Consider the following 11925-nt stretch of genomic DNA (forward strand, 5'->3'; position numbering starts at 1 on the left):
TTCAGCTGCGGTTGGTGACCTTGGGGGCGCCGGGCGTCTGGTTGCCCGGGTCGGCGGCGGTACGGCTGTCCACGCCGGGCGGGAAATCGACGCCGGCGCCGATGCTGTTCGGGTCGCCGGGATGATTGCCCAGCGTGCGCGGCGCGTCGCGCGATGGCGGCGCCTCGCGCGACTGCGGGTCGCGGCCGGTGCGGCCGGGTCGTTCGTCGCCGGACTCCGAGGGCCGGCTGTCGCCGGCGGGCCGGCCCTCGCCGGACTCGGCGCCGACGCCCAGCCAGTTGGGATCGCGCGGGCGCTGCTCGATCACGGTTTCGTCGCGCCGGCCGGTGCCGGTTCGCGGTTGGTCGGTTTGCATGGCGTTCTCCTTCGATGCGTATCCCATCGGCAGCAAGCCGCATGCCGCCCGCGCGGCCCGCGCCCGGCACCAAGCTTGCTGGCCCGGTGGGCGTCCGCCGCGGCGCGCGCGCGCCATCCCGGCCGGCGGCCGATCCGGCGCAAGGAGCCGCGCATGAGCCTGTCCACGCTCGCCGTCAATTGCACCCTCAAGCCGTCGCCGCAGCCGTCGTCCTGCGAACTGATGCTGTCCCAGATACTGGATGCCCTGGCCCGCCGCGGCGCGCCGGGCGAATTGCTGCGCGCCGTCGACCACGACATCCGGCCCGGCGTGACCTCCGACGAAGGGCCGGGCGACGGCTGGCCGGAAATTCGCCGCAAGATCCTGGCCGCCGACATACTGGTGCTGGGCACGCCGATCTGGCTCGGGCATCCCTCGAGCGTATGCCAGCGGGTACTCGAGCGCATGGACGCCTTCCTGGGCGAAACCGACGCCGAAGGCAGGCTGGCGCCGTACGGAAGAGTGGCGGCGGTGGCGGTGGTGGGCAACGAGGACGGCGCCCACCACGTCACGGCCGAACTGTTCCAGGCCCTGGGCGACGTCGGCTTCACGCTGCCGGCGTCGGTTGGCGCGTACTGGGTGGGCGAAGCCATGCAGAAGAAAGACTACAAGGATTTGCCGCGCACCCCCGAGGCGGTGGCGAAGTCCATCGACACGCTGGCGCGCAACTGCGCGCACCTGGCCGGCCTGCTGCGGAACGCCCAATACCCCGGTCAGTGAGCGAGCGGCCTGGCCGCCCTCATGAACTCGCGCCGCCCCCTCCAGGATGCGGCGGATCCTGCTCCGCCGGTCCGCCCGCATCGCCCCTCGAGGGGCGCGCGAAGCGCGTAGGGGTGGGCCTCATTCTAATGGCCCGGTGCCGGGCGCGTCGCGTCGGCGCTCTGGCTGATCAACTGCAGCACGTCCGGCAGCAGGCCGCGCGGGATCGCGAACCACGAGGTGAGCGCGGTGGCGTCGCCTTCGGGACGGCGGTCATTGATCTCGAACTGCAGCAGCAGCGCGTCGGCGTCGGGGTCGAGGCGCACGCGGGCGCCCGCGACGGCCATGGTATCGGCCGGCAGGCCAGGTACGGAGGGACGGGGGCCGGGCATGTGATTCTCCACCAGCAATAAAAACCCGTCTGGCGCAAATAGCATGCCCGGCAGCCTAGCCGTTGACCACCTCGCCGCCGTTGGGGTGCAGCACCTGGCCCGTCATGTAGCTGGCATCGTCCGAAGCCAGGAACACGTAGCACGGCGCCACTTCCTCGGGCTGGCCGGGCCGCCCCATCGGCACCTTGGCGCCGAATTCGGCCACTTCGTCGGCGCTGAAGGTGGACGGGATCAGCGGCGTCCAGATCGGTCCCGGCGCGACCGCGTTCACGCGTATGCCGCGCCCGACCACGGCCGAAGACAGCGAGCGGGTGAAGGCCACGATCGCGCCCTTGGTGGCCGAATAATCGATCAGGTGCGGGCTGCCCCGGTAGGCGGTGACCGAGGTGGTATTGATCACGCAGCCGCCCTCGCCGATGTGCGGCAGCGCCAGGCGGGTGAGATTGAACATGCCGAAGAAATTGCTGCGGAACGTACGCTCCAGCTGCGCCGCGTCGATGGCCTCCAGCGCCTTTTGCGGATGCTGTTCGGCGGCATTGTTGACCAGGATGTCGATGCGGCCGAACAGGTCCACCGCCAGCCTGACCACGTCGGCGCAGTGGGCTTCGTCGCCCAGGTCGCCGGCCACCAGGTGGCATTCGCGGCCCTCGGCCTCGACCAGCTTGCGCGTGTCGTCGGCGTCGCCGTGCTCATTCAAATAGGCGATCAGCACGTCGGCGCCTTCCTTGGCGAAGGTGACGGCCACCGCGCGCCCGATGCCGCTGTCGCCGCCGGTAACGATGGCCACCCGGCGCTCGAGCTTGCCGGCCGGCCGGTAGAACGGCCGCGACGCGCGCGGCTCGGGATCCATTTCGGACTGAAGGCCGGGCTGCCGCGGCTGGTGCTGGGGCGGCGGCGGCTCGGTCAGCTCGCTGCCCGGATCCTCGTTGCCGGTTTCCGGTTCCTTGGCGGCATCGGCCAGGGGATCGCGGCCGCGCGGCGCGCGCGGGTCAGATGACATGACCATGACATGCACTCCTTGGAGGGGATCGCGCGAGCCTGCAAGCGGCATACCCGGCGCCGTGCGCGGCGGCCCGCAGCACGCGCCGGCGGCCCTCGCCACGCAGCCTGTAAGGACTACAACGGTCCAGGCCGTTTTTCATGTGCGCAGCCCGCGCGACGGCATGGCGGGATGCGCGGCATGGCACTCGTGATGGTGAGTGCCGGTTACAATGATGCCCTCACCCCCAGCCCCCCATGAACGTAATCCTGAGCGCGCGGCGCAGCCTCATCGTCAACACGCTGCTGGCCATCGGCGCGGCGTGCGTCGTGGCGCTGTGGCGGTTCGAAAGCGGGTCGGGGCTGATCTCGGAATTCGACAGCTTCGGCTATCCCTTCCTGTTCGTCATCCTGCTCGGCGGCCTGGTCGCGTGCCTGGTGGCGCCCGCCCACCGGGGCGTGATCGAGCTCTGCGCCTATCTCGGCATCGCGTTCTATTTCGTCGTCGCGCTGTTCTGCCTCGTGCTGACGCCGTCGGGCAATCGCGTCTACCCGGTCGCCAACACCCTGCAATGGATGGCCATCATCTATGTGGCCGCCTTCGTGCTGCTGCGGCGCCGGATGGCGCTGGCGGCGTCGGCCACGGTGTTCGTGCTGTCGGTCATACCCGGCGTATATGCGCTGCTGGACCGTCCCGACGACTGGGACATGACCATCGGGGCGCTGTTCGCCAACGCCTACGTGGTACACCTCATGATGCTGATCTCGCTGTCGCTGGTCGGCATGCTGCACGATCACATCGAACGCACGACCGAACTGGCCAATTCGATGGAGAATGCCGCGCTAACCGACGGCCTGATGGGAATCGCCAACCGGCGCGGCATCGAGCGCGTGCTGGACCGGTTGTGCGGCACCGGCGACCGGCCGGTCGGTCTCATCCTGCTCGACATCGACAATTTCAAGACGGTCAACGACCGTTTTGGCCATTTCGTCGGCGACGAACTGCTGGTGTCCGTGGCGCGCCTGATCGGCTCGCGGCTGCGCGATGCCGATGTGCTCGGGCGCTGGGGCGGCGAGGAGCTGCTGGTGGTGGCCTGCGACCTGGACCTGGCCGCCACGGTGCAGCTCGCCGAACGCATACGGACCTTCGTGGAACAGTACGAACATCCGGTGGCGGGCTCGGTCACGCTGAGCGCCGGCGTGGCGCTGTGGCGCGGCGATGTGCCGGTGGAAGATTCGCTGCGGCTGGCCGACAAGGCGCTCTACCTGGCCAAGGTCAACGGCCGCAACCGGGTGGAGACGGCCTGAGCGGCGAGCCCGGTCGCCCCGCCCGCCGGCGGCCTGCGCGGCCGCCGGGCGCGGCACCTACCAGCAGCCGCGGCGGCCGCAATGGTATCCGTATCCCGGCCGTACCACCACCGGCGGAACGTACACGCGCGCCGGCGCGACGACCGCGGGCCGGTAGACCACCGGGCCGGGGCCCACCGGGGCCACCACACAGCCGGACAGCGCGGCGGCCGCGCAGAGCGGGAGAAGAAAGCGTTTCATCTGGATCCTCCGAGATCGATCGCGTGCTTCGGGCACAGCGTACTGCTTGGACACTCGGAGTCGGCCAATCTGTCGCGGGCCGGCGGCAGGCAGCTCTTTCAATCGATTTCAGCCGCCTTCAATCGATTTCAACTGCCTTTTTTCCCTGCGCCGCTCTGCGCCAGGGCACAGCGGATCCGGCTCCGCCGGTCCGCCAGTGCCGCCCTGGGGGGCGCGCGAAGCGCGCAGGGGGCTATCCCCTCACCAAAGTGGCTTCCTGCCCGTGGCGCCGCAGGGTTTCGGCGATGTAGGGCGAGGCCTTGAAGCTTTCCAGCAGGGCGGCCACGTAGGCATGCGCGGCGGCATGCCCCTTGGGCACGCCGAAGGCCTGCCGGATCTCGGTGAAACGGCCGTCGATGACGCGCAGGCCGGGCTGCGACGCGGCATGCGCGGCCAGCGGCTGCCGCACGCCCGCCACGGCGTCGAGCCCTTCGGCCTCGAACTGGGCCAGCGCGGTCTGCAGCGTGGCCGACCGCACCAGCTGGGCCTGCTTCAGCGCGCGCGACAGATACAGGTCGTAGGCGCTGCCGGCGGCCAGCGCGATACGCACCTCGGGACGGTCGAACTGCTCGACCGCCGTCAGCGGCGAATCCTGCCGCACCAGATAGGTGCCTTCGATGACGACATAGGGCTCGGTGAAATCGATGCCGGCGCCGCGCACCGGATCGATCGCCAGGAAGGCGACGTCCCAGACGTTGCCGCCGGCCGAGTCGGTCACGCCCTTGGCGCCCGAGAACGGCACCAGTTCGACCTCCACGCCCAGGCGGCGGCCGATCTCGTGCGCGAAGTCGATGGTCACGCCGCTGAGTTCGCCGGTCTGCGGATCGCGCTGCGCCAGCACGGCGTTGCCGTAGTTGATGGCGGCACGCAGCTTGCCGGTGGGGGTGAGTTCGCGCAGTGCTTGCTGGCTGATGTCGTTCAAGGTGGTCTCCTGGGCCATTGTCGGTTGATCGGACTGCCGTATTCGAAGCCGTGTGCAGAGTATAGGCACATCCGGCGCCGCCGGCGCGCACGCGGCGCCAGGCGGCTCGGGTATGCTCGCGCAATGTCCATGCGCGTCGACGCGGGGCGCCCCAGGGGATCCGGATGAGCAATACCAGCCTGCACTACCGTACTTTCTTGTTCCTGCTGATCGCGGTCACCATCGCCTTCGGCTGGATCTTGTGGCCGTTCTATGGCGCGGTGTTCTGGGGCGCCATCCTGGCCATCCTGTTCACGCCGCTGCACCGCCGGCTGCTGGCGCGCACCGGCCAGCGCCGCAACCTGGCCGCGCTGGCCACGCTGCTGGTATGCCTGCTGATCGTGATCCTGCCGGTGGCTTTCATCGCCGGCGCCATCGTGCAGCAGGGCACGTCGGCCTACGAACAGCTGCGCGCGGGCCAGGTGGACCTGGCCGGCTATTTCGATCGCGCGCTGCACGCGCTGCCGGTCTCGGTGCAGGAGGCGCTGGGCCGCTTCGGCCTGGACGACATGGGCGGCCTGCAGGCAAAGCTGGTGTCCAGCGCCGCCCGCACCGGGCAGTTCGTGGCCGCGCAGGCGCTCAACATCGGCCAGAACACATTTCAGTTCGTGATCAGCTTCGGCATCATGCTGTACCTGCTGTTCTTCCTGCTGCGCGACGGCGCGCTGCTGTCGGCGCGCATCAGCCAGGCCATCCCGCTCGACGCCGAGCACAAGCGCCACCTGTTCCGCAAATTCATCGCGGTGGTGCGCGCCACCGTCAAGGGCAACATCGCGGTGGCCTTCACCCAGGGCATGCTGGGCGGGCTGATCTTCTGGATCCTCGGCATCCACGGGGCCTTGCTATGGGCCGTGCTGATGGCCTTCCTGTCGCTGCTGCCGGCGATCGGCGCCGGTCTGATCTGGGGGCCGGTGGCCGTCTATTTCCTGCTCACCGGCATGGTGGTCAAGGGCCTGGTGCTGATCGCCTACGGCTTCCTGGTGATCGGCCTGGTCGACAACGTGCTGCGGCCCATCCTGGTGGGCAAGGACACCCGCATGCCCGATTACGTGGTGCTGATTTCCACGCTGGGCGGCATGGCGCTGTTCGGCATCAACGGCTTCGTGATCGGCCCGCTGGTGGCCGCGCTGTTCATGGCGGCGTGGGACCTGTTCACGGTGGACAACGACGCGCGCGACCGCCTGGAGGCCGCCGGCGGCGGGGCGCCGGACGAATCGCCGGCCGCCCGCCTGTCGGCGGGCGCGCCGTCCCGCCGCTTGCCGTCCCGGCCGGAACCGGCCCGCGAGCTGCCGGCCCGTCCCGCGCCGGCGCACGCTCCCGTGGCGGCAGGGGCTTCCCCGGCGGCCGCCGAAGCGCAGGCGCAGAACGACCGCAATACGTCGGCCGACGTGCCGGAACGCGCCCCGCGCGCGACGCGGCGCGACGAACTGCCGCCCGCGGATCCTGCCGAACGCCAGAACGATCGCAATACCTCCGGCGACACGCCCGACCGCGCGTCGCGTACCACCCGGCGCGACATTCCCTTCGCATCGGACAGGGTGATCGACATCGCCGGTCCGGGCGACTGAGCTGCCGGCGCGTCGCGGCAATTTAGGCGGCGTTGCGCGAACAATTGGCGGGATATCGTCAGGATCGCGTAAGTTAGGGCTTTCCCGAAGCGAATTACATGAAGATGACGGAAATTCCGTTTTGACTCATGCATCGTTTTGCGCTAGAATCATTCGAGTTCAAATGATTTCTATAGCGATTTTCCGGATGGAAACAGCCCCCGACGACTTCAAGCCCGCCACGGCCGAACCGGCGCCACAGCTCCGGTACGACCTGCGCATCCTGCGGGCCCTGCGCCGGATTACGCGCAATGTCGCACTGCACTCGCGCCAGCTGGCGGCCTATAGCCACATCACGGCGCCCCAGCTCGTCTGCCTGCTGGCCGTGATCGAAAAAGGCCCGCTTACCGCCACCGCCATCAGCCGCGAGATCTCGGTCAGCCCAAGCACCGTGGTCGGCATCCTCGACCGGCTGGAAGAAAAGGGGCTGGCCCGGCGCGAACGCAGCCGCGACGACCGCCGCACCGTGCTGGTGTCGGCCACCGAGGCCGGCCGCGAACTGGCCGCCGCCGCGCCGTCGCCGCTGCAGAAAACCCTGGCCGACGCGCTCAACGCGCTGCCGGAACTCGAGCAGGCCACCATCACGCTTTCGCTCGAACGCATCGTCGACCTGATGGAAGCCCGTCAGGCCGACCCTTCGCCGATTCTGGACATCAACGCGTCCGAATCTTCTCCTGAGTCCGGTCTGGCCGTCTGATCCGGCCGCAAACCGGCGCCGGCCGCATGGCCGGCGCACACCGATAGGAGGACGAAGCCTGGATACCTCGCATCGTCATCATCAAGCCCATGCCGCAGCGCGGCAGCCAGGGCCGGAGTTCCTGCATCCGTCCGCAGCCGTGGCGGCGCCGGCCGGCTTCCGTTTCGAGTCGCCGCGGCCCGAAGACGGCGCGGCCATCCAGCGGCTGGTGCGCGAGTCGCCGCCGCTCGACGTCAACTCCACCTACGCCTACCTGCTGCTGTGCCGCGACTTCGCCGATACCTGCGTGGTGGCGCGGCGCGACGAGGGCACATTGGCCGGTTTCGTATCGGCCTATCTGCCGCCGCCGCGGCCGCAGACGCTGTTCGTATGGCAGGTGGCCGTGGCTGCCGACTGCCGCGGCCGCGGCCTGGCCCAGGCCATGATCCGCCACCTGCTGGCGCGGCCGCGGGCGGCCGGCGTGCGCCGGATCGAAACCACCGTATCGCCCTCGAACCGGCCGTCGCGCCGCATGTTCGCGGCGCTGGCGCAGGAACTCGGCGCCGGCTGCGAAGAAGAAACCCTGTTCGATGCCGCGCTGTTCGGCGACGGCGCCCACGAAGAAGAAACCCTGCTGCGGATCGGCGCGTTCTAGCCGCCGCGGTTTCTCCCGGCCGGTCCGGCAGGGCCGGGCCGGCCCCATTGTTTTTCCAGAAACAGACACAGGAGGGAAAATGGACCTGAAGATTTTCGAACGCCTCGAATCCGAGGTGCGCGGGTATATCCGCTCGTTTCCGGTCGTGTTCCGCCGGGCCACCGGCTCGCTGCTGTTCGACGAGGAAGGCCGCCGCTACATCGACCTGTTCAGCGGCGCCGGCACGCTGAACTACGGGCACAACAATCCCGTGCTCAAGCAGCGCGTGATGGATTACCTGCAGTCCGACGGCGTGATCCACGGCCTGGACATGGCCACCTCGGCCAAGAAAGAATTCATGGAGGCTTTCGAGGCGGTCATCCTCAAGCCGCGCGGCATGAAGTACGTGCTGCAGTTCACCGGCCCGACCGGCACCAACGCGGTCGAGGCGGCGCTCAAGCTGGCGCGCAAGGTCAAGGGGCGGCCCAACGTGGTGTCGTTCACGCACGGCTTCCACGGCGTCAGCGCCGGTTCGCTGTCGGCCACCGCCAACCGCAAGTTCCGCGACGCGGCCGGCGTGAGCCTGGGCAATACCACCTTCATCCCGTACGACGGCTATTTCGGCCCCGACGTCGACACCATGGCCTACTTCGAGCGCATGCTGGAAGATCCCAGCAGCGGCCTGGACCGCCCCGCCGCGGTGATCGTCGAAACGGTGCAGGGCGAGGGCGGCGTCAACGTCGCCACCCTGCGCTGGCTGCAGGAGCTGCAGCGCCTGTGCCGCCGCTTCGACATGCTGATGATCGTCGACGACATCCAGGTCGGCTGCGGCCGCACCGGCACTTTCTTCAGCTTCGAGGCGGCCGGCATCCAGCCCGACATCGTCACGCTGTCCAAATCGCTCAGCGGCTTCGGCCTGCCGATGGCGATGGTGCTGATCCGGCCCGACATCGACGCCTGGAAGCCCGGCGAGCACAGCGGCACCTTCCGCGGCAACAACCTGGCCTTCGTCACCGCCGCCCAGGCGCTGCGCAGCTACTGGAGCGACGACAGCTTCACCCGCTCGATCCAGGACAAGGAAACGCTGGTGCGCGACTGGCTCGAGAACATGGTGCAGAACCATCCCGAGGCCGAGCTGTCGGTGCGCGGCCGGGGCCTGATCCAGGGCCTGGTCTCGGCCCGCCAGGGGCTGTCCAACCGTATCGCCGCCCACGCCTTCGCCAACGGCGTGGTGATCGAAACCTCGGGCGCGCACGACGAAGTGCTCAAGCTGCTGCCGGCACTGACCATCGAGGAAGACGTGCTGCGCGAAGCGCTCGACATCCTGGACCGCAGCGTGGCGCAGGCGGTGGCCGACGAACCGGCCGACCGCCAGCAGGCCGGCGCCCGCGTCATCAAATTCGGAGGAAAGAACCGATGATCGTCCGCGACATCAAGGATACGCTCGGCACCGCCGACGAAGTCACCACGGAAACCTGGACCAGCCGCCGCGTGCTGCTGAAGAAAGACGGAATGGGGTTCTCGCTGCACGAGACCATCATCTTCCCCGGCACCGAAACCCACATCTGGTACAAGAACCACGTCGAAGCCGTGTTCTGCATCGAAGGCGACGGCGAGATCCAGACCGTGGCCGACGGCAAGGTCTATCCGCTGCGGCCCGGCGTCGTCTACGCGCTGAACGACCACGACGAGCATTACCTGCGGGGCGGCAAGGAGCCGCTGCGGGTGATCTGCGTGTTCAATCCGCCGCTCAGCGGCCGCGAGGTGCACGACGCCGACGGCGTCTATCCCGCTGAATGAGCCCACCCCTACGCGCTTCGCGCGCCCCTCAAGGGGCGGCGCCGGCGGACCGGCAAAGCCGGATCCGCGGTGCCCTGGATGGAAGGGCGCAGACTCGTGCGTTGTCGCGTTCAAATCCAAGGAGACCCTCATGATCACTCCCGCCCGGGACATCTACGCGTCCCGTTCCGATCGCGCCGCCGGCATCGTGCAGCGGCGCGACCCCGTCGTCTGGGGCACGCCCGAGCAGTCGCCCGCGGCCGGCCTCGACGGCGAGCAGCTCGACCGCTACCAGCGCGACGGCTTCATCCTCCTGAAGAATTTCTTCTCGGCCCAGGAAACCGAGGCGTTGATGCAGGAAGTGCGGCGGCTGTCGCAAGACCCTTCCGTGCGCCGCCGCGAAGAAGCCATCACCGAACGCGGCAGCGACGCCGTGCGCTCGATCTTCATGGTGCACCGGCTCAGCAAGGTGTTGTCGCGGCTGTCGCAAGACCGCCGGCTGGTCGGCATCGCCCGCCAGATCCTCGGCTCCGAGGTCTACATCCACCAGTCGCGCGCCAACCTCAAGCCCGGCTTCCAGGGCAAGGAGTTCTACTGGCACTCGGACTTCGAGACCTGGCACATCGAAGACGGCATGCCGGCCATGCGCGCGCTGAGCTGCAGCGTGCTGCTGACCGACAACCTGCACAGCAACGGGCCGCTGATGCTGGTGCCGGGCTCGCACCGCCAGTTCATCTCGTGCGTGGGCACCACGCCGCAGGACCACTACAAGCAGTCGCTGAAGAAGCAGGAGTACGGCGTGCCCGATCCGGTCAGCCTGCAGATGCTGGTGGACCAGGGCGGCATCGAGTCGATGACTGGCCCGGCGGGTTCGGTGGTGTTCTTCGACTGCAACACGATGCACGGCTCGAACAGCAATATTTCGCCCTATCCGCGCGCCAACGTCTTCATGGTCTACAACAGCGTCGAAAACCGCCTCGGGCCGCCGCGCCACGGCCTGGCGCCGCGGCCGGAATTCATCGCCGCGCGCGCCGATTGCGACGCCATCCAGCCGGTCGATCCGGGCTACCTGCGCGCGGTGCGCGGCTGAGCCCGGCGCCGGCCGCCCTGCGCCGGGCCCCGATCCCGGCGGCCGGTCCCGGCTCGTGTTCCAATTCGGGTATAAACACGCTGCCGGCGCCTCCCGGCGCCGCCCCTCCAGGAAACACGAGTTATGCAACGCATCATGCTACGGGCCAAGATTCACCGCGTCGCGGTGACCCAGGCGGACTTGAACTACGAAGGCTCGTGCGGCATCGACGAAGACTTTCTCGACGCCGCCGGCATGAAGGAGTACGAGCGCATCGAGCTGTACAACATCAACAACGGCGAGCGCTTCTCCACCTACATCATCAAGGCGCCGCGCGGCAGCGGCGAGATCTCGCTGAATGGCGCGGCCGCCCGCCGCGCCCACATCGGCGACCTGATGATCATCTGCACCTACGGCCCGATGACCGACCAGGAAGCGGCCACCCACAAGCCGCGCGTGGTGCTGGTCGACGAGAACAACCGCATCAAGGAAGTGATCGAGAAAGAATGAGGCGGGCCGCCCATGCTCGACGACCTGCCGCTGTTCCTGTCGGCCTCGGTGGCCATCACCGTCGCGCCGGGGCCTGACAATCTCCAGGTGCTGGCGCGGTCGCTGAGCCAGGGGCGCGCGGCCGGCGTCGCCGCCGCGCTCGGCTTCGCCTCGGGCTGCCTGTTCCACACCGCGCTGGCCGTGCTGGGCATCGCCGCCGTGCTGCGCGCCTCTCCCATGGCCTTCGACGCCGTCAAGCTGGCCGGCGCTGCCTACCTGATGTGGCTGGGCGTGCAGGCGCTGCGCAGCCGGGGCGGCTTCGCGGCGGCCCGGGGCGCCGGGCAGCGCGCGCCGCTCTGGCGCATCTTCCGCCAGAGCGCGCTGGCCAACATGCTCAACCCCAAGGTCACGCTGTTCTTCGTGGTGTTCCTGCCGCAGTTCGTCGATCCGTGGGCCGGCCACGCCGACTGGCAGATGGCCGCGCTGGGCGTGGCGTTCATGCTGCAGGCTGCGCTGGTGTTCTGCCTGATCGCCTGCTGCGCCGGCGCGCTCGGCAGCCTGCTGCGGCGCCGGCCGCGGCTGGGCCGCTGGCTGGATGGCCTGGCCGGCGCGGTGTTCATGCTGCTGGCGCTGCGGATCGTCTGGCTGGCGTAGGCGGGC

General features: G+C 69.1%; 14 protein-coding genes and 1 pseudogene. 10 read left to right on the plus strand and 5 right to left on the minus strand.

The genetic code is table 11. The features are described 5' to 3' along the window. Nucleotide 1: 1 nt before the first annotated feature. A complete protein-coding gene (locus ABD927_RS01505) occupies nt 2-355 on the minus strand; it encodes a hypothetical protein (RefSeq protein WP_345245590.1) in 354 nt (117 codons plus the stop codon). Nucleotides 356-508: 153 nt separating this feature from the next. Here ABD927_RS01505 and ABD927_RS01510 point away from each other — a divergent pair, with 153 nt between their 5' ends. After that, nucleotides 509-1114 carry a flavodoxin family protein gene (locus ABD927_RS01510; protein WP_345245592.1) on the plus strand — a complete coding sequence of 202 codons (606 nt, stop codon included), beginning with the start codon at nt 509-511 and terminating at the stop codon, nt 1112-1114. 125 nt (nt 1115-1239) lie between these two features. Here the strand turns inward: ABD927_RS01510 and ABD927_RS01515 are convergent, their stop codons facing one another. Then, a complete protein-coding gene (locus ABD927_RS01515) occupies nt 1240-1485 on the minus strand; it encodes a hypothetical protein (protein ID WP_345245593.1) in 246 nt (81 codons plus the stop codon). 55 nt (nt 1486-1540) lie between these two features. Beyond that, nucleotides 1541-2491 (minus strand): SDR family oxidoreductase, encoded by a 951-nt coding sequence (locus ABD927_RS01520; RefSeq protein ID WP_345245595.1) that lies wholly within the window; start codon nt 2489-2491, stop codon nt 1541-1543. A 230-nt stretch (nt 2492-2721) separates the two neighbouring features. Here ABD927_RS01520 and ABD927_RS01525 point away from each other — a divergent pair, with 230 nt between their 5' ends. Beyond that, complete coding sequence (locus tag ABD927_RS01525; protein ID WP_345245599.1) at nt 2722-3771, plus strand: GGDEF domain-containing protein; 1050 nt, start codon at nt 2722-2724, stop codon at nt 3769-3771. A 57-nt stretch (nt 3772-3828) separates the two neighbouring features. Here ABD927_RS01525 and ABD927_RS01530 read toward each other — a convergent pair whose 3' ends face one another. After that, on the minus strand, nt 3829-4011 hold the full coding sequence (locus ABD927_RS01530) for a lipoprotein (protein WP_345245601.1): 183 nt from the start codon (nt 4009-4011) through the stop codon (nt 3829-3831). Between the two features lie 232 nt (nt 4012-4243). Further along, complete coding sequence (locus tag ABD927_RS01535; protein ID WP_345245603.1) at nt 4244-4972, minus strand: transporter substrate-binding domain-containing protein; 729 nt, start codon at nt 4970-4972, stop codon at nt 4244-4246. Nucleotides 4973-5136: 164 nt separating this feature from the next. On the opposite strand from ABD927_RS01535, the pseudogene ABD927_RS01540 reads away from it, so the two are divergent. From ABD927_RS01540 to ABD927_RS01575, 8 genes and pseudogenes are all read left to right on the plus strand, one after another. Beyond that, nucleotides 5137-6180 (plus strand): annotated as a pseudogene (locus ABD927_RS01540) (AI-2E family transporter); the annotation flags it as partial. Between the two features lie 586 nt (nt 6181-6766). Continuing rightward, on the plus strand, nt 6767-7315 hold the full coding sequence (locus tag ABD927_RS01545) for a MarR family winged helix-turn-helix transcriptional regulator (protein WP_345245605.1): 549 nt from the start codon (nt 6767-6769) through the stop codon (nt 7313-7315). A 139-nt stretch (nt 7316-7454) separates the two neighbouring features. Next, entirely contained in the window at nt 7455-7949 is a 495-nt protein-coding gene (gene ectA / locus ABD927_RS01550; protein WP_345245607.1) for a diaminobutyrate acetyltransferase, read from the plus strand. 79 nt (nt 7950-8028) lie between these two features. Beyond that, nucleotides 8029-9348 (plus strand): diaminobutyrate--2-oxoglutarate transaminase, encoded by a 1320-nt coding sequence (gene ectB / locus ABD927_RS01555; RefSeq protein ID WP_345245609.1) that lies wholly within the window; start codon nt 8029-8031, stop codon nt 9346-9348. Beyond that, entirely contained in the window at nt 9345-9728 is a 384-nt protein-coding gene (locus ABD927_RS01560) for an ectoine synthase (protein ID WP_345245611.1), read from the plus strand. The genes ectB and ABD927_RS01560 overlap by 4 nt, the downstream gene beginning before the upstream one ends. 130 nt (nt 9729-9858) lie before the next feature. After that, complete coding sequence (thpD, locus tag ABD927_RS01565; RefSeq protein WP_345245613.1) at nt 9859-10797, plus strand: ectoine hydroxylase; 939 nt, start codon at nt 9859-9861, stop codon at nt 10795-10797. 123 nt (nt 10798-10920) lie between these two features. Further along, on the plus strand, nt 10921-11286 hold the full coding sequence (gene panD / locus ABD927_RS01570; protein ID WP_345245615.1) for an aspartate 1-decarboxylase: 366 nt from the start codon (nt 10921-10923) through the stop codon (nt 11284-11286). Nucleotides 11287-11298: 12 nt separating this feature from the next. After that, nucleotides 11299-11919, plus strand: a complete 621-nt coding sequence (locus tag ABD927_RS01575) for a LysE family translocator (protein WP_345245617.1) — start codon at nt 11299-11301, stop codon at nt 11917-11919. The last annotated feature ends 6 nt before the right edge of the window (nt 11920-11925 follow it).

The sequence above is a fragment of the Pigmentiphaga soli genome, assembly GCF_039541095.1.
Classification (GTDB): domain Bacteria; phylum Pseudomonadota; class Gammaproteobacteria; order Burkholderiales; family Burkholderiaceae_B; genus Pigmentiphaga; species Pigmentiphaga soli.